Source organism: Shewanella canadensis (assembly GCF_003966225.1).
Taxonomy (GTDB): domain Bacteria; phylum Pseudomonadota; class Gammaproteobacteria; order Enterobacterales; family Shewanellaceae; genus Shewanella; species Shewanella canadensis.
Genome location: NZ_RXNU01000004.1, coordinates 255,990 through 279,077, shown reverse-complemented (window position 1 = coordinate 279,077; position 23,088 = coordinate 255,990). Strand labels below are relative to the sequence as shown.

Annotated in this window: 19 protein-coding genes; 12 read left to right on the top strand and 7 right to left on the bottom strand. The window is 45.2% G+C overall.

Annotation, left to right across the window (positions count from 1 at the left end; translation table 11 throughout):
• Window positions 1–4 precede the first annotated feature (4 nt).
• The 3 genes from caiB to caiT form a co-directional block, all read right to left on the bottom strand.
• Entirely contained in the window at window positions 5–1,231 is a 1,227-nt protein-coding gene (caiB, locus tag EKG38_RS09700; protein WP_126520055.1) for an L-carnitine CoA-transferase, read from the bottom strand.
• 211 nt (window positions 1,232–1,442) lie between these two features.
• Window positions 1,443–2,579 (bottom strand): crotonobetainyl-CoA dehydrogenase, encoded by a 1,137-nt coding sequence (gene caiA, locus EKG38_RS09695; protein WP_126520054.1) that lies wholly within the window; start codon window positions 2,577–2,579, stop codon window positions 1,443–1,445.
• 56 nt (window positions 2,580–2,635) lie between these two features.
• Window positions 2,636–4,180 (bottom strand): L-carnitine/gamma-butyrobetaine antiporter, encoded by a 1,545-nt coding sequence (gene caiT / locus EKG38_RS09690; RefSeq protein ID WP_126520053.1) that lies wholly within the window; start codon window positions 4,178–4,180, stop codon window positions 2,636–2,638.
• Window positions 4,181–5,295: 1,115 nt separating this feature from the next.
• On the opposite strand from caiT, the gene EKG38_RS09685 reads away from it, so the two are divergent.
• The 7 genes from EKG38_RS09685 (at window position 5,296) to EKG38_RS09655 (ending at window position 13,836) form a co-directional block, all read left to right on the top strand.
• A complete protein-coding gene (locus EKG38_RS09685; RefSeq protein ID WP_126520052.1) occupies window positions 5,296–6,069 on the top strand; it encodes an electron transfer flavoprotein in 774 nt (257 codons plus the stop codon).
• 8 nt (window positions 6,070–6,077) lie between these two features.
• A complete protein-coding gene (locus EKG38_RS09680; protein WP_246033124.1) occupies window positions 6,078–7,022 on the top strand; it encodes an FAD-binding protein in 945 nt (314 codons plus the stop codon).
• A gap of 91 nt (window positions 7,023–7,113) precedes the next feature.
• Window positions 7,114–8,406 carry an FAD-dependent oxidoreductase gene (locus EKG38_RS09675; protein ID WP_126520051.1) on the top strand — a complete coding sequence of 431 codons (1,293 nt, stop codon included), beginning with the start codon at window positions 7,114–7,116 and terminating at the stop codon, window positions 8,404–8,406.
• Window positions 8,403–8,690: a ferredoxin family protein gene (locus tag EKG38_RS09670; RefSeq protein ID WP_126520050.1), complete on the top strand. Its 288-nt coding sequence runs from the start codon at window positions 8,403–8,405 to the stop codon at window positions 8,688–8,690. The genes EKG38_RS09675 and EKG38_RS09670 overlap by 4 nt, the downstream gene beginning before the upstream one ends.
• Window positions 8,691–9,189: 499 nt before the next feature.
• Window positions 9,190–10,527 (top strand): MFS transporter, encoded by a 1,338-nt coding sequence (locus EKG38_RS09665; protein ID WP_126520049.1) that lies wholly within the window; start codon window positions 9,190–9,192, stop codon window positions 10,525–10,527.
• A 367-nt stretch (window positions 10,528–10,894) separates the two neighbouring features.
• A complete protein-coding gene (locus EKG38_RS09660; RefSeq protein WP_126520048.1) occupies window positions 10,895–12,031 on the top strand; it encodes a hypothetical protein in 1,137 nt (378 codons plus the stop codon).
• A 170-nt stretch (window positions 12,032–12,201) separates the two neighbouring features.
• Complete coding sequence (locus EKG38_RS09655) at window positions 12,202–13,836, top strand: methyl-accepting chemotaxis protein (protein WP_126520047.1); 1,635 nt, start codon at window positions 12,202–12,204, stop codon at window positions 13,834–13,836.
• 155 nt (window positions 13,837–13,991) lie between these two features.
• On the opposite strand, the gene EKG38_RS09650 is transcribed toward EKG38_RS09655, so the two are convergent.
• Window positions 13,992–14,258 carry a hypothetical protein gene (locus EKG38_RS09650; RefSeq protein ID WP_185826823.1) on the bottom strand — a complete coding sequence of 89 codons (267 nt, stop codon included), beginning with the start codon at window positions 14,256–14,258 and terminating at the stop codon, window positions 13,992–13,994.
• A gap of 186 nt (window positions 14,259–14,444) precedes the next feature.
• Here EKG38_RS09650 and EKG38_RS09645 point away from each other — a divergent pair, with 186 nt between their 5' ends.
• A complete protein-coding gene (locus EKG38_RS09645; protein ID WP_126520046.1) occupies window positions 14,445–14,696 on the top strand; it encodes a hypothetical protein in 252 nt (83 codons plus the stop codon).
• Between the two features lie 81 nt (window positions 14,697–14,777).
• On the opposite strand, the gene EKG38_RS09640 is transcribed toward EKG38_RS09645, so the two are convergent.
• Window positions 14,778–15,674 carry a LysR family transcriptional regulator gene (locus tag EKG38_RS09640; protein WP_126520045.1) on the bottom strand — a complete coding sequence of 299 codons (897 nt, stop codon included), beginning with the start codon at window positions 15,672–15,674 and terminating at the stop codon, window positions 14,778–14,780.
• Between the two features lie 167 nt (window positions 15,675–15,841).
• Between EKG38_RS09640 and EKG38_RS09635 the strand changes: the two genes are divergently transcribed.
• Window positions 15,842–16,276, top strand: a complete 435-nt coding sequence (locus tag EKG38_RS09635; RefSeq protein ID WP_126520044.1) for a carboxymuconolactone decarboxylase family protein — start codon at window positions 15,842–15,844, stop codon at window positions 16,274–16,276.
• A 160-nt stretch (window positions 16,277–16,436) separates the two neighbouring features.
• Here EKG38_RS09635 and EKG38_RS09630 read toward each other — a convergent pair whose 3' ends face one another.
• The gene (locus EKG38_RS09630) at window positions 16,437–18,848 is read right to left on the bottom strand and encodes a TonB-dependent receptor (RefSeq protein WP_126520043.1); all 2,412 of its coding nucleotides are present in this window, start codon (window positions 18,846–18,848) and stop codon (window positions 16,437–16,439) included.
• Window positions 18,849–19,205: 357 nt separating this feature from the next.
• On the bottom strand, window positions 19,206–20,192 hold the full coding sequence (locus EKG38_RS09625) for a choice-of-anchor H family protein (protein ID WP_126520042.1): 987 nt from the start codon (window positions 20,190–20,192) through the stop codon (window positions 19,206–19,208).
• Window positions 20,193–20,483: 291 nt separating this feature from the next.
• On the opposite strand from EKG38_RS09625, the gene EKG38_RS09620 reads away from it, so the two are divergent.
• From EKG38_RS09620 to EKG38_RS09610, 3 genes are read left to right on the top strand one after another with little or no spacing between them, the layout of a single operon-like run.
• Window positions 20,484–20,810, top strand: a complete 327-nt coding sequence (locus EKG38_RS09620; protein ID WP_126520041.1) for a PepSY domain-containing protein — start codon at window positions 20,484–20,486, stop codon at window positions 20,808–20,810.
• 53 nt (window positions 20,811–20,863) lie between these two features.
• Complete coding sequence (locus EKG38_RS09615) at window positions 20,864–21,559, top strand: response regulator transcription factor (protein ID WP_126520040.1); 696 nt, start codon at window positions 20,864–20,866, stop codon at window positions 21,557–21,559.
• The gene (locus EKG38_RS09610) at window positions 21,552–22,970 is read left to right on the top strand and encodes an ATP-binding protein (RefSeq protein ID WP_126520039.1); all 1,419 of its coding nucleotides are present in this window, start codon (window positions 21,552–21,554) and stop codon (window positions 22,968–22,970) included. The genes EKG38_RS09615 and EKG38_RS09610 overlap by 8 nt, the downstream gene beginning before the upstream one ends.
• Window positions 22,971–23,088: the final 118 nt, after the last annotated feature.

The window sequence follows — 23,088 nt, the reverse complement described above, 5'->3', positions numbered from 1 at the left end:
TGCCTCACTTACTACCAGATACTTTGGCCAAGCCTTTTTCACTTAAACTTTGGATCTCTTCTTGTGAATAACCAATGTCACTTAGGATATCCGCGGTATCCATGCCGTGTTTCGGCATACCACGCCATATCTGACCTGGATTATTCTTGAACTTAGGCATCACGTTTGGACCCTTGCAGGTCTTGCCATCGATATTTTGCCACTCGGTAATAGACTCACGAGCCACATATTGTGGGTTAGACTCAAGCTCAGGAACCGTCAGCACTTTAGCGCAGGCCACTTTAAGCTCAGCGAATCTGGCTAACACCTCTTCGATGGTGCGAGTTGCGAGATAGGCATCCAGGCTATCTTCCACCTGCTCACCGAAAGGACACTCGACGCGATGGATCAACTGAGTTCCTTCAGGGATCTCCTCAGTACCATAGAGATGAGAAATATTCATATCCTTGAACATCTCCTCAATCTGCATCGCACCGACCAGCTCCATAACGATGTAGCCGTCTTCACAGGTGTACAGACCACAACCTGCGTAGTATGGATCTTTACCTTTGGTCATACGCGGACACATCTCGCCACCGTTGAAATGATCCATCATGAAGTACTGACCCATGCGTAACATCACTTCATACATGGCGATATCGATACTTTCGCCGACACCCGTTTCACGAACGCGGTAAAGGGCCGCTAAAGCTGAAGTGGTCGCAGTCATGCCTGAGAAGTAGTCAGCGGTATAAGGGAAAGCCGGCATAGGCTGGTCCTTGTCCCCGTTCTGGATCAGGTAACCACTGAATGCCTGCGCAATCGTGTTGTAAGCTGGTAGATTGGTATACTCATCGGTGCCGAACTGTCCGAAACCTGACAGGTGGGCAACAACCAGTTTCTTGTTACGTTCCCACAAGACTTCGTCTGTGATACCGCGACGAGCGAAGGCAGGTCCTTTACTCGCTTCGATGAAGATATCGGTGGTTTCCATCAGTTTAAGGAAAGCATCACGACCTTCATCTTTAAAGATGTTCAGAGACAAGGCATGTAGGTTACGACGAGACAGCTCTGGATAGTTAGGCTGTACTCGTATGGTATCTGCATAAGCCACGTTCTCAATCCAAATGACTTCAGCGCCCCACTCGGCAAGCATCTGGCCTGCAAATGGCCCTGCGATCTCAATACCGGAAAATACAACCCGAACCCCAGCTAGCGGGCCGAACGTAGGAGTGGTTAATTTCTTTGACATAATACCCTTCTCTTTTATATTCAAACTAAGACTCTGCACGACGATAGCGTCGGCAATCTCTAATAAAGACTCAAACGGATTTGAAGATAAGGCGTACGGGATCTTGAAAACGTGATGAAGACAAATGCGCGTTTTCAGGAACAGAGCAAGAATTTGATTTGCCTCCACAAGATATGTGGAGGCCTTGCCGTACGGATTAACCCAGCATTAATTATCTGTATTGCTTAAGCACAGAACGACCTAAGGTCAGGATTTGCATCTCATCTGAACCGCCAGACACTCTGTCGACACGGATGTCACGCCACATACGGCTGATACGATGCTCGCCGGCGATAGCATAACCACCAAGAACCTGCATCGCAGAATCGATAACTTCGAAACCAGCATTGGCACAAAAGTATTTGCACATTGCAGAGTCACCAGATGTCATCGTGCCTTGGTCACACTTCCAGGCGGCTTCATAAACCATATTTTTCATGCTGTTAAGCTTGATAGCCATATGAGCAAACTTATCCTGAATCAACTGGTAGCGACCGATAGCCTCACCGAACTGAACCCTTTGGTTGGCATACTTAGCCGCATCTTCAAATGCACAGTAAGCAGCGCCATAGTTGGTCAGTGCTACGAGGAAACGCTCAGAGTCAAACTCCTCCTTAACACGCAAGAAGCCATTGCCCTCTTCACCAAACATGTCTGACTCTTCCAGCTCAAGTTCATCGAACTGAAGTTCACAGCAGCTATCCATCTTCAAACCAAGCTTAGGTAATTTGCCTAACTTGATGCCCGGCTTTGACATATCCACAAACCATTCGGTAAAGATTGGCTTCTCTGAATCTGCATCTTTGGCCATAACCACGATGTAAGGCGTACCCGCCGCACTGGTGATGAAACACTTACTACCAGTAAGATAAATTTTGCCATTCTTTCTTTTATAAGTGGTTAGCAAGCTACCCACGTCAGAACCAGCACTAGGCTCAGTAATGGCCGAGTTCCACATCTGCTTACCGGTACCACGTAGCGCCATGATCTTATCTATCTGATCTTGGTTACCGTGTTTCAGAATCGTGGTGATGCCTGGTAACTGATACAAGACATAAGTCGGTGCACCTAAACGGCCCAGCTCTTCCCAGATAACGGCAAGGGTAACCATGCCGGCGTCGAATCCACCGTGCTCTTCTGGAAGCAGCAGGCTATCGATTCCCATCTCGGCTAACTCTTTGACGAATCTCTCCGGGTACTGACTATTTTCATCACACTCTGCAAAATAGTTTTCCCAGTTCTCCTTCGCCATCAAATCGCGAATACCAGAAACGAATAACTCTTGCTCGTCGCTTAATTTAAAATCCATCGTATATTCCTATAAATTACTATTACTTGGCTCAAGTGCTGGCTCATTAGCCAACACTATGAGGCCCACTTGTTTTTACGCGCATCTTTCAAGAAGGAGATGATAATCATGACATTGACGATAATCAGTGGCGCACCACCGGCAATAATCGCCGTCTGTAGAGGCTTAAGTCCGCCCAGTGACAACAACACGATACCAATGACACCTACGAGTACAGACCAACCTACACGAACCCAGACTGGTGGCTCGTTGTCGGCATCGGCTCCCTTACAGGTAGACATTGCCAAAGTGTAAGAACAGGCATTAATCAGAGTGACTGTTGCGAGGAAACATAAGATGAAGAAGCCCCACATCGTGATAGTGCTGAACGGTAGCGCTGCCCAGGTTTCGATGATCGCTCTTGGGGCTCCATGGTCAGCAATAAGTTGAGGCATGTTAATGATATTTTCATTCATCAGATTCATGGTGTTACTGCCCAGAATGGTCCAAAGGAACCAAGTAGAAGCAGTCAAACCACCTACCATTGTCAGACAAAGTTGACGCACGGTACGACCACGAGAGATCTTAGCTAGGAAGATACACATCTGGATACCGTATACGACCCACCACGCCCAGTAGAACACGGTCCAATCTTGCGGCCAGCTGCCTTCACTGATAGAACTTGTATAGAAGAGCATGCGAGGCAAGTAATCAAGCATCACACCCACTGACTCGGTGAAGTAGTTAACGGTGAAGCTGGTTGCGCCAATAAGGAACACCCAAACAAGCATGATGATACTCAGGTAGCTACGCAGATCACTGGCAATCTTAATGCCCTTGGTCAAACCGAAAGCCACACATACAGCATTAAAGATAATCCATGCTGAGATAACAATAGTATCGACTTCAATGGTACGTGGAATACCGAATAACCATTGGATACACTCAGTTACCAAAGGTGTCGCCAAGCCTAAACTCGTACCCATAGCCAAAATCAGTGCGACCACATAAATATTATCGATAATCGTACCGAGAATACCTTTATGATGTTTACCCAAAACTGGCTCTAATGTGCCACTGGGGCGAACCACATCCATCTTCTTAACATAAAGGAAGTAACCCAAAGCAACGGTAAAGAAGCCGTAACCCATCCAAGGCAGAGGTCCCCAATGGAAGAGACTATAAGCGACACCAAGTTCTTTCGCCTGAACCGAGAGGGACTCAAGTTCGAAAGGAGGATAAGTCACATAGTAATAGACCTCTAACGATCCCCAGTACAGTACGGCTGCCGAGGTACAAGACGCGAACATCAAGAAGACCCAACTTCCGGTACTGAATTCTGGTGTTTCTTGACCTAAACGGTTATTTGCATAAGGTCCCCAGACCAGCCAGGCCCAACCTACTGCCATTGCGATCATGTACCACTCAAATGCCCAGCCCCATGAGTGGGTTAAATAGTGAAATACATCCTTAATAACAATATTAGCCGCATCCAGATCTCTTACTGTCAAGTAAGAGAGCAACATGACAATAATCAATGACGGGAAGAAGATTTTCGGGTCAATGGTGACCTTCTTCTTTGTTCCTTCAGTGATACCTACATCCAAAGTTTTTTCATTCATCTTAATACATCTCCCTCTTTTTTTTAGGAGGATAATAGTTAAGGTTTCGAAGTTCTTTCAATCTGTGTATTTATCAACACTTAGTATTAACTTATAGCCAGTCAGATTAAAGCTCTGACTATTAAGACTAACTATTAAGAATGGTTAAAAACGCAAATCAAAATAACCTAACACACCTTTTTCATTTTCTTACCAACAGACAATAACCAATAATTAAACAATGATAATTTATTAATTAATATTCTTTAGTTGACGGCAGAATAATGCATGCCCTTAACTTCTTATTCAGTGATCGTTATCACGATCATTTGAAATAGAAAAAAAACGAAAAAAACCACTTAAAAAATAGTGTTATTCCCATCACAAAATAGGGGGTAAAGAGGAGATTGAAAGGAGGTATAACAAAGCCATAAGACGTAAGAACATTACTAGCTGGCAGGAGGTAGCAACGACAACAACCACCAACTAACACACTGTTTTAAAGATGATTTACCCACAAGAGGTTTTATTGAAAGATGAGAATCATAGACCATAAACTAACAGGAAACACCTCAATCCCGCCCCTCCTAAATAGTATTTCTAATAGTGATGTTAGCTCTACTAATGAATGGTTTTAGCAGTACTAATATCACTATTAGAAACACTAAAAAACACAACGAAAGCATTAACAAATGACATCATTAGCTGGGCTAATATTATTATTACGCCAACTAAAAACCCTTGTATTTAAAGAGCTAAAACACCTGTTAAGTGAAGGGCATTAGAACTACTAATATTAACGTTAGAAACACTAACAGGACACTATTAATAAGTGTGACCCGTCTAACATTAGCGTTAATAATTCTAGTCATATAATTGCACAACTTACTAAGTCAACATGCGGCAATAAAACAATATACTTTTAAACTACAGGCTACAGAGACATTGCAGTCGCTATAAATGATTTATTTATAACACCGAGAGATTAACGTTCTTGATACGCCGGATTGGCAACAAACAATAAGTATGCAGCGGTTTGACCGTCAAAACATTATCTGAGGTTGTATAGGTGAATTCATAGCGAATATAGCCATATATCAAATTTAGAAGTATGTAATATCTAAACTGGAGAAATAATGAAAATTATTACGTGTTACAAATTAGTTCCTGAAGAGCAAGATATCGCAGTGAAAGCTGACGGTGTTCTGGACACAAGCAAAGCTGCCCCAAAGATCAATCAATTCGATCTCAATGCGGTAGAAGCAGCGGTAGAGATCAAAGCTCTAGTCGGTGAATGCAAGATCACCGCTTTAAGCATAGGCGGTAAGGCTTTGGATAACCCTAAAGCACGCAAAGACATCCTCTCTCGCGGACCCGATGATCTGACTGTGGTCGTTGACGAGAAATTTGAACAGGCTCTACCCCATCAAACAGCCCGTGTACTGGCTGCGGCTGCGCAGAAAAATGGTTTCGACCTGATTATCTGTGGTGATGGTTCTGGTGACCTCTACGCACAACAAGTGGGTATACAACTTGGTGAGTTACTGGAAGTCGCTACCATCAACGCCGTCAGCAAAATCGTTTCGGCCCAAGACGGTAAAATTACCGTTGAAAGAGCCTTGGATAATGAAGTTGAAGTTCTTGAGATCGCCTTACCAGCTGTTATCTCTGTTTCAGCCGACATCAATGACCCATCAATCCCATCGATGAAGACCATTTTAGCCGCAGGCAGAAAGCCGGTAACTAAGTTAAGTGCCGAAGATCTCGAGCTTGCTGAAATTCCGGCTCTTGTTGAATCTGTTTCAGTACTGGCACCAAAACAGGCCGAACGTAAGCAGATCATTATTGACGGCGATGATGAAGATCAAGTCGCAGAATTTGCAGAACACCTGCGCAAAGCACTTAAGTAAGGGGAAAAATGATGAGCAAACTGTCTAATGTATGGGTATTTAGTGATGTCGCTTCCCGTTTACCTGAAGTTATCGCCGGCGGTGTTCAGCTAGGCGAAAAAGTGTCAGCTTTCGTGATTGGCTCAGAAGATGAGATCGCCAAGGCATACTCACTGGGTGCAACCCATGTGTATTACCTGGGTGAAAAAGACACCAGCAAGATCGTTGAAGATTATGCCGAGACTATGGCTCATGCCATCTCTAATGGCGACACCAACACCTTAATGCTGTTAGGTGCAACCAAGCGCGGCAAAGCACTGGCTGCAAAATTAGGTGTGCAACTTAAAGCCGGTGTCATCAACGATGCCTCTGAAGTCTCTGTGGCTGATGGCGTCACGGCCAAGCACATGGTCTACGGCGGTCTGGCTATCGGTGAAGAAAAAATCGTATCACCTATTGCGCTTATCACTATCGGAAACGGCATTTTTGAAGCTGCCGAAGCCGACAACTCGAAAACAGGTGAAGCGGTTTCGGTTTCATTCATCGAGCCTAAATCTTCTATCAAGTGTATCGAACGTCGTGCTAAGCAAGGCGAAAGTGTCGACTTAGGTAAAGCAAAACGCGTCATTGCTATCGGTAGCGGTATCGGCAAACAAGAAAACCTTCAAATGGTTGCCGAACTCGGTGCTGCACTTGGTGCAGAGCTGGGTTGTTCTCGCCCGATTGCAGAAACAGAGAAATGGATGGAACGCGAGCGTTATATCGGTGTTTCAGGCGTCATGCTAAAACCAGAACTCTATCTAGCTCTGGGCATCTCTGGTCAAATCCAGCATATGGTCGGCGCATTGGGTTCACAGACGATTCTTGCGGTAAACAAAGATAAGAATGCCCCAATTTTCCAGTATGCAGACTACGGAATTGTCGGTGACCTTAATAAGGTTGTCCCGGCACTGATCAACGCTTTTAAAGGTTAATTGAAGATCGGGTTGTATTTATCTCCCCACTTAACACCGGACAAAGAGATGTCCGGTGTTAAAAACCAAATTATGTGAAGAGTAAATTTGTATGTCAGAAGATGCATTTGACGCGATTATCGTAGGAGCAGGGCTTGCTGGATGCGTTGCCGCTTATGTTTTAGCAAAAGAGGGAGCGGATGTTCTCGTTATTGAGCGCGGAAACTTTGCCGGTAGCAAAAACATGACCGGTGGCCGACTCTATGCGCATAGTCTGGAGAAAATTATTCCCGGCTTTGCTAAAGAAGCACCCGTTGAAAGAAAAGTCACTAAAGAAAAAGTCACCTTCCTGACCGATGATACCGGCGTCACCCTGGATTATCATAATGGCCGGGCGCAAACACCGGCTCAAGAATCTTATACCGTATTAAGAGGTGACTTTGACCAATGGTTAATGGCCAAAGCCGAAGAGGTGGGTGCCCAGTTTATTACCGGTATTCGTGTCGATGAGCTGATTACTAAAGATGGAAAAGTCGTAGGCGTTCAAGCCGACGGTGATGAGTTGATGGCTAATACCGTCATTCTGGCCGAAGGTGTTAACCCTGTGCTGGGTGAAAAGCTAGGCATGGTAAAACCTAAAGTCAACGCGGACGCCATGGCTGTGGGTGCAAAAGAGCTGATTGAACTTCCAAAAGAGGTGATTCAGGACAGATTTAATCTCTCAGATGATGAAGGTGCGGCCTGGTTATTCGCCGGCTCGCCATCAAATGGACTGATGGGAGGTGGTTTTATCTACACCAATAAAACCACAGTATCATTGGGCATCGTATGCGGATTACACGGCATAGGCAGCTCTGATAAAACCATTCCACAAATGCTGGAAGACTTCAAAAATCACTCAATCATTAAGCCATTAATTGAAGGCGGTAAATTACTCGAGTACTCGGGTCATGTGGTACCTGAAGCTGGATTAAATATGGTCCCTAAACTGGTCGATGATGGCGTATTGATCACTGGCGATGCAGCGGGTTTCTGTTTAAACATCGGCTACACCGTTCGCGGAATGGATCTTGCCATCGCTTCCGGTGAAGCGGCAGCGAAAGCCGTATTAGCGGCTCGTGAAAGCAAGGACTTCAGTGCAGCAGGTTTAGCTTCATATCAGACCCTTTTGGAAGACAGCTTCCTGATGAAAGATCTGAAACTCTATAAGAACCTGCCTGCTTTCATGGAAACACCTCGGATCTTCAACCAGTATCCGAAGATGGTTGCCGACATAATGGAAAGCATGTTCACAGTAGATGGCAGCGAATCGCAACCACTACGAAAGACCATCATGAAGCACTGTAAAGAGGTGGGTTATATGAACCTGATTAAAGATGGCATAAAAGGAGTCACTGCAATATGACCAAAACAGTCAATGTAGACGTTAAACTTGGCGTCAATAAATTTCACGTAGATGAAGGTCATCCTCATATTATCTTGAAAAATAATCCGGATATGGGTGAGTATCGCAAGTTGGTCAATGCTTGCCCCGCCGGTTTATACAAACTTGAAGATGACGGGTCTATCCGTTTCGATTCTGCTGGTTGTCTGGAATGCGGTACCTGTAAATTTCTTTGTGGTGATACCATTTTAGAAAAATGGGAATATCCAAGAGGAACATTTGGCATCGAATACCGTTATGGGTAACCATTTTGAACATGGGTGTTTATAGAACCCCCCTATTTCTGCTCCCTACAGTATAGAGTCACCTTGATAAAGTTATTGATTTACAAATATAACAAACAGTAACTTTAAAATATTTGCATTTAGCTTGATTGATAAGCGCATAAGTTTGTTTTATAAAAACGAACAACTTAATATTAAAATATAAAGCCCATAGGCTTATTTGTTCAATGCGCGGTAAGAGCTGAAAACAAAGCTTAACCCAACAAAGCATTACCTTTAAATTTAAAGTGTATCAATATAAATTTCAAATAAATTGAAAAATATAATCAAAACTATTGGTTATATCACCGTTATTTAAATGTACATGTTGTAAACTTTTGGTATTGGGTTATCTGATTCGGTGAACATTCGCAATGTTAAAATTAGTTAGATAATGATTTTGACGCGTCTTTATAACCATTCGCTACTATGGTAGTCGCGAACATTCTTAATAGAACAAATAAAGTTGGTGGTTAGTAGTATGAAATCAAAGAAAAACTTCGATGATATGGAGTTTACTCCACTTCATAGAAAAATAATGCTTTGGGGAAGCGGCGGTCCATTTTTAGATGGCTATGTATTAGTTATTATTGGACTTGCACTTCAACAACTTACACCTGAATTAGGACTAGATGCACAATGGATAGGTTTAGTTGGTGCGGCGACGCTGGTCGGCCTATTTATCGGAACCGCGCTATTTGGCTATGTGGCAGATATAGTTGGTCGTAAGAAGATGTTTATGATAGACATTATTGCAATTGCAGTACTTTCATTTGCAACCATGTTTATCTCATCACCCATAGAGCTAGTCATTTTACGATTCTTAATCGGTATCGTTATCGGAGCCGATTACCCCATCGCGACCTCTATGGTTGCCGAGTTCTCACCGACTAAGAAACGCGCATTCACAATGGGTTTCATCGCTGCCATGTGGTACGTCGGTGCTACTGCTGCCAACATGGTTGGCTATCTTCTCTACGATGTACAAGACGGCTGGAGATATATGTTTGGTAGCGCAATTATCCCCTGTCTCGTTATTCTACTCGGACGTTTTCATCTACCTGAATCACCAAGATGGTTACTTAAGAAAGGCCGTGTGGAAGAGTGCCAGGAAATAATGCATAAGTTTTTTGGCAACGATGTCGATATTAATTTCGAAGAGGCAGAAGAGACCAAATATAGTAAACTTTTTGAACCTGTTTATTTAAAAAGAATTATATTCATCGGCACAATATGGAGCTGTCAGGTTATTCCCATGTTCGCCATATATACATTTGGACCTCAAATAATCGAACTACTGGGATTTACTGAGGGGCAAGATGCAGCCCTGGGCAATATCGTTATCAGTATATTCTTTATGGCCGGGTGTATTCCTGCGATGTACTGGCTGAACTCTATCGGTCGCAGACCACTTTTGATCGGCAGTTTTGGTATTATGACCGCCTCTCTGGCACTACTTGGTATCGTGCCAAATCCAAGCATCTGGCTGATTGTAGGCGCTTTTGCCATTTATGCCTTCTTCTCAGGTGGTCCAGGGATCTTGCAGTGGCTCTATCCAAATGAGCTGTTTCCTACAGAGATACGGGCGTCAGCCGTTGGCGCTGTGATGTCCTTTAGCCGAATCGGTACCATAGTCTCGACTTATGCTCTGCCCGTTTATATGGCCACCTATGGCATATCATCGACATTGCTTGTCGGTGCAGCCATATCACTGATCGGATTAGTTGTTTCAGTGTTCATGGCACCAGAAACAAAAGGATTAACATTAGAAACAACCAGTTCAGTTGATTTCACAGCTTCAGTTGAAGTAAGTAGATAAATTATTATCTAAGATATTAAAAGAGTCCCGTACATCTAAAAATATGTACAGATAAGGTACGGGACTCAAGAAATTATCGAATTGAAATATACTCTTAAACTTTAAGTCTGTAGTTCTAAATATTTACCAGCCGAAATATTGATATATATATTAAGGCAAAACCAATTAATAAGAGGAGGATGTCCGCGCAAGCCGAAAAGGATGTCGAACGTGTACGGAACCCATGAATTAAATATAACCTGTGATTAGACCGGGGGGGATTACTTGCCTGTATTTAATTACCCACACTGTTTTATATATAAGTACAAACCATTTTAAATATAAGTACACACTAAGTACTAACAACTTTAAATACAATTGGAATATAATGATGATGAAAACTAACAAAACGTTTTATATCTCTCTTATTGCAAGCGCGATTGCATTAAGTAGCTTCAACACTGTCGCTGCGGCTGAAGAAGATGGTATTAATATCCACGGTGGCGTGCGTATTAACTACTCATATAAAGATTACAGCGAGAGTTCAAAAGATAAAGGTGGTGATCTGACATTTAACATGGCGTCACTAAGATTTGACGGTAAGCATGGTAACTGGGGATTAAAGTCGGATTACCGTTTCACTGCCGACACTAACTATATCAAATATGGCTACGGCTTCTACGATTTCAATCCTGAGTGGGAACTTCAGTTCGGTATTAACCAAGTGCCATTTGGCAACCTGGGATATATCTCTAACAGCTATTGGTTTGGCCTCCCCTACTACCTTGGTTTCGAAGACGACTATGATATTGGTGTAAAAGCCACCTTTGAGAAAAACGGTTGGCACACAGATATGGCCTTCTATAAGAGCGCCGAATATGGACCAAGCGAAAACAAACAGTACGCAGCCGACCTGTATACCGGCACTATCAACGGTACCGAGTATAACAACGAAGAGACAAACCAGCTTAACCTGCGCCAAACCTACACCATGGAACACCAGGGCGGCTCAACCACTTTTGGTGGCTCGGTTGAAGTTGGTCAGATCTATAACGCTAATACAGGTAACAATGGCGACAGATATGCCGTTGCCGCTAGCCTTGACAGCAAGTTCCATGGCTGGAACCTGCAACTTCAAGCCATGCAGTATGAATATGATGCGGCAGATAGCGCGGATGACAACAAGATCGCCATCGCAGTGGTCAGCTGGCAGTATGAAATTGCCTCTAAGGCACAGGTATACAGTATCAACCTGGCAAAAACGATTCCGACCGATTGGGGTAGCGTAAAGTTCTACAATGACTTCGGCCTAATGACACCGGATGTTGCCGACGAAACCTACGATGACAGTATGCAAAACGTGTTAGGCGCCGCGATCGCAGCAGGTCCTACTTACACCCAAATCGACTTCATCATGGGTAAGAACATGACCTTCTCAACGGCAAACAACGACCATATCGGTCTGCCAGAAGTCGGTGATGATTGGGACAAGCGCTTCAACATCTCCATGGCTTACTACTTCTAAGCACAAGCACGGAGGAGGCAGGCAATCAACTACACCCAGGTTGATTGCTCCTCTTCCAGTTTAAGGGTCAACACGTTCTCATCTCGACACATTACATGGACATCTTATGACCCAGCCTTCGCCCTATCGAAGGCTTTTTTTTATCACCAAAGGAATGAGGATCTCCGGTTATGATGAATATTAAAAACTTATCGGTTAATAACAAAATCGCACAGGCCTTTAGCTGCATCGCCGTGGCAGTAATAGCCCTTAGCATGCTGTTTATATCGGGACTGAATAACACACGCGATAATATCCTGACGCTGACTGACGAAGTGCTACCTAATGTCTTGTTAGTTGAGAAAATAAAATTTGTCACCATCTTCATTCGCCGGGATCAGTTCTCTTTCCTGCCCAGTATTGGCGATCCGGAGATGAAGAGCTGGATGCAGACGACCGACAACATGATTGATGATGTCACTGACATGATTGACACCTATGAAAGGAGTATTCAGACAGAGGATGAGCGCCAAGCACTCACATTAGCGAGACGCAACTGGCAAGATTACCTCAGTGCTCAGAGTGGTTTCAACGACATCGTTCTGCAAAATGATCTGGCAGGCGCAAACACATACCTATTGAGTTCATATAAACAGTTTAATAGGATGCAAGACGCCTTAACCGAGCTCACTAATATTAATGTAGCGCGTACCGATGACGACCGCACCAGTACGCTGGAAGGTGTCAGCACCGCCACGATAAAAACCTATGTCGGCGTAGTGGCGCTTTTTGCCCTGATGGCCTTGATGACCCTCTTCCTCGGACGACAAATTCGCAATCCATTGCGCGCCGTGATGACCATGGCCGAAGAGATCGCTAACGGAAATCTAGCCTATCAGATAGACCGGAACCAGATGGGTAATGATGAGCTTGGACAACTGGCCGATTCCTGTATCAGCATGCAGAAAAACTTGCGTGAGCTGGTCGATGAGATAGGCGGCGCCGTGGTGCAACTCAGCTCCTCAATCGAAGAGGTGAGCGCCATCTCTGAGCAGTCATCTCAGGGCATGTCACAGCAGCAAAATGAGATCACTATGGTTGCCACTGCTATGCAGCAGATGCAGGCGACCGTCAATGAAGTCGCCATGAATACCGAAGATGCCTCGAGTTCGGCAAATTCGGCAACCGAGCGTGCCGATCAGGGCAATCAAGAGGTTCAACAGAACATCATCGAGATCCAGCAGGTTTCTGAAGTTATCGAAAATGCGGGACTGATGGTGGCTCAGCTGGAGAAAGACTCTGCGAGCATCTCCATGGTGGTCGATGTTATCGGTGGCATTGCCGAGCAAACCAACCTGCTGGCCCTTAACGCGGCCATCGAAGCGGCGCGCGCCGGTGAGCAGGGACGCGGCTTCGCCGTCGTCGCCGATGAAGTCCGTACACTGGCAGGAAGAACCCAAGATTCGACCCGTCAAATAGTCGAGATCATCGAGAAGCTGCAACTGCGCGCCGTCGAGGCTGGAGCTGCGACTAAGCAGAGCTGTGAAATGATCCGTGGCTGCGTGGCACAAACCCACTCAACGGGTGAGAAGATCTCCGAGATTGAACAAGCTGTCACACAGATCGCGGCGATGAATATTCAGATAGCCAGTGCCTGCAGCGAACAAAATTCGGTGACCGAAGATCTCAGCCGTAGCGTCGAAACCATCAACGTCTCCTCATCGGAAGCGGCAACCGGAGCTGGCCAAACCGCTCAAGCCTGTATCGAACTAAGCCAGCTCTCCTTAGGTCTCAAGAGTATGGTCGATCAATTTAAGACCGCCTAAGTAAAGGCGACTTCTCACTTATTCTGGATCCCAAACTCTCGACTTGGGAGCCAGAATGAGTGCACGATTCGGTTAACCAATAGGCATCGAGAAAGCGCTTAATTACCTCGCTTTCGATTCAATCAAGCATAAAACCTATACAGGGAATTATTCTCCTACATACATTGAGCAAGCGCCCCCTTCTTACTTGCCGCCATCACACAACCTCGCTCACTATCCGATGCCGCTTTGCAGTCAGCCATCATGGTCCTGCTATCCGGCGCCATACTCCCCAGCACTTTTCTTGCGTGTTTAACCACCTCATTACACTTCTCAACGGGAACGGGATCGTAGTTACTGCAGGCACTGAGCAGGATTGCGGAGGCAGCAAGTGTAAGTACAATTGAAGACGTCGGTTTCCTGATATTTAAAATAGGGGGCATACTGCTTCCTTAAACTTGATTGGGTACTTTGTTAATGGGGGATCGGTACGATTTATTTAAAGCTGAGATCCTATTCAGTAGATCACAGATCTTCTCATTAGAAAATGATAGCTAACTTTAGCGTAATCCCCCTGTTTTTATTACAATGGACATAATAATTTTACCGACCTTAAATTAAACTCAAAGATGGCAAAACCCAATAAGAAAGGCCCCTCCCGCACCGTCGACATCTTCTGCGCTAAGTGTAAAATCCAACTGTTTAAGTATCGAAAGGGAGGCAAAGGCGCCTTAGTGAAATGCTTCAAGGAGCGCATTGTCGAGGACTACACTCAAACGCCTTGCACCTGTCCCAATTGCGGACAAGAGTTCGGCAGAGATACCTTAGTTCGAGGCACACCGGCATTTAAAATGATAGGTGGCAAGGTGACATTTAAATAATCTATTGTTTCCCATTCAATTTCCATATTCCGTTTCTTCTTAATGAAAAATAATCAGCCAATTACTCGTTATTTCGTGACACTATATTTGCCCTAACTTTTTCACCAGAAAATCTAAAAAAGCTCTGATATGAGGCTTAGGATATTGAGCACTTTTATAGATAGCAAAAATTTCACCACTGCCATCTTCCCAATGATTCACTGTCCAGTCAGGTAGAATTCCCACTAGCGCTTTACTCTCAAGATAAGGTTTAACCATCCACTCAGATAACAAGAGTACCCCGCAATCCTTTAAAGCTGCAGTTAACAAGGGAGAGCCTCCTTTAGAAATAAAATTCCCCTTAACTGAGACCTTTCGATTGCTTTTCCCTTTGTTAAAATACCAATGATTCCTCTGCCTCTCCTGACTGATGAGTAAACAATTATGCCCATGTAGATCATCGGGCTGTGTGATAACTGCATGTTGATTTAAATAACAAGGGGATGCTGTCAATAGGGTACGATTTTCCAGTAGTTTTCTAGCTTTTAAACCACTATCTTGTGGAACACCGATACGAATGGCAAGGTCGACATTGTCGCTATGAAGATCCACCAGCTTATTGTCGAGGTCTAGATCAACTTGCACATCCGGATACATCTGCAAAAACTCAGGAATAATCGGTGCCAGACATAGGTTACCGAAACTTTCGAAGACAGAGATCCTCAACATTCCTTGTGGAGTATCCCGAGCCCCTCGCATCTCTGCCAGCAAGATATCGGCATCTTCCACTAACTTGCCCGACTGTTTGTAAAAGTAACTCCCCTCTTCGGTCAAAATCAGCTGACGAGTACTTCTTTTAAAGAGCGTGGTTTGTATCAGGGCTTCCAGATTATCGATATTGCGGGCAACGGAAGAGGGAGCCATGTTTAATGCTTGTGCTGCCTGTGAGAAGCTTCCCGACTCGACAACCTGATGGAACACCTTAATCAAATCTAACATCTGTTTATCCCGACATCTGTCAATTTTAATACCTAGTAATATCGCTCACCTTTGCGTTTTACGCAAAACTATTTCAGCTTCAGCAGCTATTCCACCCTAATATCGAATAATGCACAATTTGGTCATCGCAATAGAGCGACTCACTTTATCAAGATAGAGAAGATGACATGACTGAACGTATCGATCTGGCTAAAACACAACCTGCCGCACTTACCGCCATGCTTAGTGTTGAAAATTACCTTTCACAAACGGCGCTTCCCGCTAAGCTGAAAGAGCTGATTAAGATACGTGCATCTATGATTAACCAGTGCGCTTACTGCATCGAGATGCATACGGCCGAAGCACTCGAGGCCGGAATTGAACAGCAAAAGCTATTTGCCATATCGGCCTGGAGAGAGTCTCCGTTATTCGATAACAAAGAGCGTGCGGTATTAGCATTAACAGATGACATGACATTAATCGCCGACTCGGGGGTATCCGATGCGAGTTATCAGGCGTGTCTGGATAAATTAGGAGAGGAGCTGCTCGCAGAAGCTATGATGCAGGTGATTATGATCAACGCCTGGAATCGTTTTGCCTTAGCGACACAGATGAAACACTAAGTCACGACAATAGTGGGCGGCTTAATTAATTAGGAATTAGTGAGTGAATAAACATCAGGCCTCTACAGATAGAGGCCTATAGCAAGGAACTAGAAACTAGAAACTAGAAACTAGAAACTAGAAACTAGAAACTAGAAACTAGAAACTAGAAACTAGGAGCCTACAACTGATAACTAAATGTCACCTTAGCATTGCGCTCCTCACCCGGCATACCACCTAAGAACATCGCCTTATTGTAGTAGGTCTCGTTGAACAGGTTATTCACGTTAAGCTGTAACTTCCAGCTGTCGGCCTGATAACTGACAGCGGTATCCACCACAGTGTAGCTAGGTACATATCCGGTCGGGATACCGAATGAGCTTGAGTTAGTGCTACGCTCATCGACATACTTCGCGCCAAGGCTGATCTCAAGCGGGCTGCTCAGCGAGAACCACTCGGCGCCATAGGTGACCCAGGCACTGGCTGTAACATAAGGCACACCTTTTTTTACCGGCCCTCCCGTTCCTGTGTCTTGATAGACACCGTTGACGTTTATCGCCCACTGATCATTGAGGTGCGCATTCATATCCAGCTCAACACCTGTCGTTTCTTCTTTGCCATCGTAAAAGTATTGCGGAACTTCGGGTCCGGTTACCCCAGCATCGTAATCTGGATTGGTGTAACGTAGATTAGTTCTTGCACTTTTAAATAGCACCAGTGAGGTCAACATCTGATCGTCAAACGCTTTAACACGCATACCCAGATCATCACTAACAGATTCTGAATCCTGTCTGTCTGAGTCATCTCCTTTGATACCACCTAACATACTGTAAGCCGTGCGGCCCTTAGAATGGTTAACGAAGAAGGAGAGATCGTCCGTCGGCATATAGGTGACGCCTAAGTTATAGGTGATACCATTATCTGTCGTGTCTTGCTCCGGCGTCGGTTCGGCTGCGCTGGCGCGATAACGCTCATCGACACCGAAGTGCTCATAGCTTTGCTTAATTTCATTAAAAGCAACACCGATGCGAGTCGTGAAACCATAGTCGAAATAGCCGACATGCTGCAGGCCGACACCCCAAGCATTGACCTTCTTATTGTAGTTGCTGGTCATCAGGGGATCGTGATCCTCAAAGCTCCCTTCGGCCCAGTTTGGTTTGCGGATATCGTAGATATAAGGCAGTGCTCCCCGGTAGATAACCTCACCCGCCTTGTTCTTAATCACCTTATCGGCGTCATAGATAGAGTACTGCTTGAAGCGAATATTCCGGTCTTCGAAGTTAGCATTGACTAACAGCTCGTTATCGATACCTGCGAGCTCGAAGTCATATCTGAGATCGGCGAAATACTGCCATGAGGTCTCATCGGCAGATACCTGACGGTACTCCTGACGACGTGCGGCAAACGGGTACAAGACACCGTCTTCGACCAGAGGGGCACGGGGATCGGCGTTGATGGTGCCGCGACGGTTCCAGTACACATAGTTGTAGGCGCCCGTCTGGCGAGAGAAGCCTGAAGTGTAATCACGGTATTGCAGCTGCTGATTCAGGAACAGGTTGTCGTTGAAGAAGATATTATGGGTCAGCTTAAACCTTAACTCTTCACCTTCGTTATCTTTCGCCATCGGTGAGATAAGGCCCGCATGACCAAACTCATAAGGGGTTAACCCATCGCTGGCGGCTAACGAGTTCGCCAACTGTTGGCGCTGCTCATCGGTCAGCTGAATACCTTTACCCTCAGGGTCATTAATCAGATCTTCCCAGTTTGCTTCGCCTGCGGTTTTTCCACCGACTGAGTCGGCATTGTAAATTCGGATTGGATGACCGATAGAGTCAACGGCAATGGAGTCTTTGATATAGGATGCCGACAACATCAGATCCTGAGAATCGTCAAACACATACTTAAGAGAGTTGTACACCTCATCTCTGTCGGTGCCGATATCACGGTAGCCGTCGCTACGTGCCGTTTTAGCCACGACGCGATATGCCAGCTTATCACTCAAACCGCCTGTACTATCTAAGCTTAACGAATAAGTATCCCATTGACCGACTTCGACACCAATCTCGTTTTTAGATTCAAACTGAGGTTTCTTCTCAATCAGGTTGATCACACCGCCGGCGCTGCCCATGCCATAAAGCCCGGTCGCGGGTCCCTTAAGCACCTCGACCGACTCGACATTAGTCAGTGAACGCGTTGGGTTAAAGGTGTTGCCCAGACCCGCACCGCCATACATACCATCGTAGGTATAGTTTGCGCCTAAACCACGGATAACCAGGTTATCTCCGATACCATAGTTGTTACCCGCCTGAGTCACGCCACTGATGTTACGCACTAAGTCTTGCAGGCTATTAACGCCCTGAGCGTTAATCAGCTCCTCATCGACAATAACAACCGCCGCAGGTGTTTCCATCAAAGACATATCAGACTTTGTTGCAAGCCCTGAATTCATGACCACCTGGTTTTGTCTTCCATAGACAGTAATACGCTCAACATCCGTGTTTTCCAGCCCTTGTGCCTGTGCAGCGTGAAGTGTCATAGGTAAAAATGTTGAAGCACAGGCCACTGCAAGTAGTGAAAAACGAAATTGATTCATCTGTTATCATTCCCTTTAAATAATTAAGGCGAATGATAACGATTAGCATTTAGATCGCAACACCTGTTTCTGACAATGATACAAATGTGTGCGTTGTATGGCGGTTTTAGCGGGATTTATCGTGAACTTTTACAATGTAAAGGCAAACCAACTGCTTAAGTGTTAATCAACAGGTTTAAGAAGTTATCCAACTCTTTAATCCTATTCACATAAATTCGCGATTTAGATGTTCTAACAGCTTAAAACAGATGAGCCTGACATTTTAATGCCAAGCTCATAACGAATAAAGTGCAATCAAACCAAGAGTCACGACCTCAACGGGGGAGCTCCCGCAGATAGCGTTTGCTCCGCCTGAATTCAGAATAAGCGGCGTTTGAGCGATAGACAGCCCAGAATAAATAAGCCAAACAAGGAGAGTGATCCACCACCATGCCCCTCACTACTGCTATCGCCGATATAGATATCATCACGGTCACTACTTTCCAGCGGCAGGGCATAGAGGTTATCGGTATCGTCCGAGCTGAGAGTCGCAACAATATCATCAAACCCCACTTCATAAAGATCGATCAGCACATCATAATAATCTGCCGGATAGCCGGTATGTAGCGTCGTTAACACCTCAAAGTCATCATCACTCGAATCCCCAATAATCGTGAAGATGTCGGTGGAATAGTAGTGTACCCAAGGGCCCCCATCGCGGCTCAGATATAGCTCGGCATAGACATCGGCACGTTCATAACTGCCAAACCCGATTAAGTCAGCATCGAAGGTCACACTGAACGTCTGGTAGAAACCGTCTAGATCATTGTCTGTAAACAATCGACTACTGGCCTCATAAATAGAAAATTCGTGGAATATAGGATTAGCAAATTGAGCGACTTCACCAGCCATTTTTTGCTTGGCATACTTAGAGGAGGTTTGACCGTTTTTATGGGCTAATATCACCTCCTCTCTGGTTCTCATACCGTCTGATTTAACACCTTCACTGCTTGTCAGCAGTTGCAGTTTTTTCTGAGTTAGCATCTGCAGCAACTCATTATCAGTTTGAACACTAGCATCAAGGTTCACACCTTCCCCCAGAGCTGATTGAGCAGGGTTCATCTCGCGTCCAACTGAGAAGGTTTGTTGAACCAAGCCTGTGCCGTCTAACAGCAGGGTTTGATTCAAGGTGTCGGCATTGGCGGGGGCTAATATAGATAAATTCAGCGCAATAACACTTAACACTGCGGCACCAAACACACCTGACTTTAGCAATCGGGAGCCAAGACGGTTAGCCCCCGACCTATACTCATCTGCGTTCAGAATGTTTTGCTTGTTTTGGCTCATATTCGAGTAACTGTTCATATCCAAAGCCTCATTAATTTTTTTCGGTTGTTGAGGTCATTAGAGCCGGATCAAAGTGAACACAAGCTGAACGCTAAAAATTGAACAGTTAATCCCACTACATAAAGCCCCCTTTTCGAGCCAGCAGACAAATTCAGCTAACGTTCATCTGGGATCGGTTATTGATATATGAAGATGGATAAAGGAAAGAGATAACAGGCATTCAGGATAAGGCCATTGCTGGTTTCTTAATATGACGGGATCTTTTACACTAGCCTATAACAACTATCCTGGCACTGAGCGGGGCATTTAATGAAATTTGGTTCCATGTTGGTACTCACAACTTGTATTCTGATTCCGTTTTTCGGACAGGCCTCGAGTGCCCAACTACCAGGGATTGGCGCCGGTTCGATGAGCATCGCCACCCAGACATCGAAAAAATCCTCCCAACAACTCAAAGTCAGAAGTCGTGAACAGGCTATTCAGTTAGTTAAACGTCAATATCAGGGAAAAGTACTCAAGGCACAATCGAGTCGAGTCAATGGTCACCCGGGTTACAGAGTTAAGTTGATATCGAACGAGGGGCTGGTGTTTTACGTCTCTGTCGATGCCAAAACCGGCAGCGTTCGCAGAAATTAGCTTCATATCTTTTTATCAAAGATGAAAGCACTTTATGACTAAGGAATGAAACCATGAGAGTACTTCTGGTAGAAGATGACATTGAGCTGCAGACCAATTTAAAACAGCACTTAGTGGACGCAAATTACAACATAGATGTGGCCGATGATGGTGAAATTGGCCTGTTTCAAGGCACCGAATACCGTTACGATGCGGCGATTATCGATGTTGGTTTACCTAAGCTCGACGGCATCACACTAATAAAAACACTTCGCGAGCAGGAGATAGACTTCCCAATATTGATCTTAACGGCCCGTGACAGCTGGCAAGATAAGGTTGAGGGGCTCGATGCCGGCGCCGATGATTATCTCACTAAGCCGTTTCATCCCGAGGAGTTAGTTGCCAGACTCAAGGCGCTTATCCGTCGCTCGGCAGGTAAGGCCAGCCCAGTAGTGAGTAATGGCCCCTTCAGCATCAATACCAGCAGTTTAGAAGTCAAAAAAGGTGATGTGGTGATCACCCTAAGCGGCACAGAATATAAGTTATTTGAATACTTTATGCTGCACCCTGGCGAAGTCATATCTAAAACCGTACTCACGGAGCATATATACGATCAAGACTTCGATCTGGATTCTAACGTTATCGAAGTCTTTATCAGAAGATTGAGAAAGAAACTGGATCCGGATAACACATTTGGCCTTATCGAAACCCTGAGGGGACAGGGATACCGCCTGACTCATATGCAAAAAACAGAAAAAATTGATGAATAAATCGTCCTCTCAAGCTCAATCAGAGACAGCAACGCCCTCAAAAAATGGCCTGCTCAACTCACTCAAGGCCAGACTGGTTGTCAGTGCCCTGCTGTTGATCTTGGTCCTGCTGCCCTTGATTGGTTTCACTCTTAACGACGCCTTCAAGCAACAGGTGAAAAGCGCCGCTAAAAATGAACTCAGTGCTTACCTCTATTCAGTGTTAGCCGTCACCGAAGTAGACAATAATCGTTTACTCATGCCAGAGCTATTGGTTGAAAATCAATTTAATGTCATTCAATCCGGCTTATATGCACTGATATCGACACCAGATAAAACTCAGGGAATACCGGCTAAACATCTGCTGTGGCAATCAAACTCCTTTCTCGCGTCTGAAACGCCTCAACACTTGCCCCATCCGGCAACGGGTCAGAGTGAGTTCGGCGAAATACTCCTCGAGGGGAAACCCCATATTATCTACAGCTTCAGCGCCAGTTTCGAGCAGAGGCAAAATCAGCAGTTCCCCATCACTATTCATATAATTAAAGATCAGGCCGACTTTCAGCTGCAGATAGATAAATTTACCCGCCAACTCTGGACCTGGTTACTGATCTTAATGGCACTGCTGGGTATCGTGCAGCTGGCTTGGCTGCTCTGGACCTTGAAGCCCTTGGCTAAATTTAAACAGGAACTCAATGATGTCGAACAGGGCCGGGCCATGCAGCTGGGGGCAGACTACCCGACGGAGTTGCAAGCCGTCGCGCGCCAACTCAATACCTTACTTAATACCGAGCAGAACCAACGCAAAAGATACCGAAATGCCCTGTCAGATCTTGCCCATAGCCTGAAAACCCCCTTAGCCGTAATCCAGAGTCAAAAAGATCTCAGCCTAGGCTCCTTTGAGCAGATAAGTGTGATCAATAAAATCATAGGCCATCAACTCAAACGTGCCCAAAGCGCGGCGGGCTCTTCGTGGCACTTAGGGGTTAAGGTCAGTTCTGTCAGCGAAAAACTCGTCAGAACCTTAGGGAAAATCTACCGAGTCCCCGAAATCGAGATCACCGAATCAGTCGATAGTGAGGCCATATTTAAGGGCGATGAGTCTGACCTGACCGAGATACTGGGCAACCTGCTAGATAATGCCTGCAAAGCCGCGAAATCAAAGGTGTTATTAAGCGTCACCTCGAGTGACATTCAGTTAAATATAGCGATAGAGGATGACGGCCAAGGGGTAAGCCCCGAGCAACAGAGCCAGATATTTGAGAGGGGCATTCGCGCCGACTCATACAGCCAAGGTCACGGTATAGGCCTTGCCATCGTGCGTGATCTTATCGACAGTTATAACGGCAAGCTTTCAGTGTCCAGCTCAGAGAAGCTGGGCGGTGCTAAGTTTGAGATAAGCTTCCGCTGGGGGCAAAAAAATAACGATTAAAATTTCATTTAGCTGGGAATGTTATATGTAGGACTGGCTTTAGCCGGGAATATTGTTAGAGAAAGCTTCGCGGCTGAAGCCGCTCTTACAAGGGAAGCCTTTCAGCTTGTGTTCATCT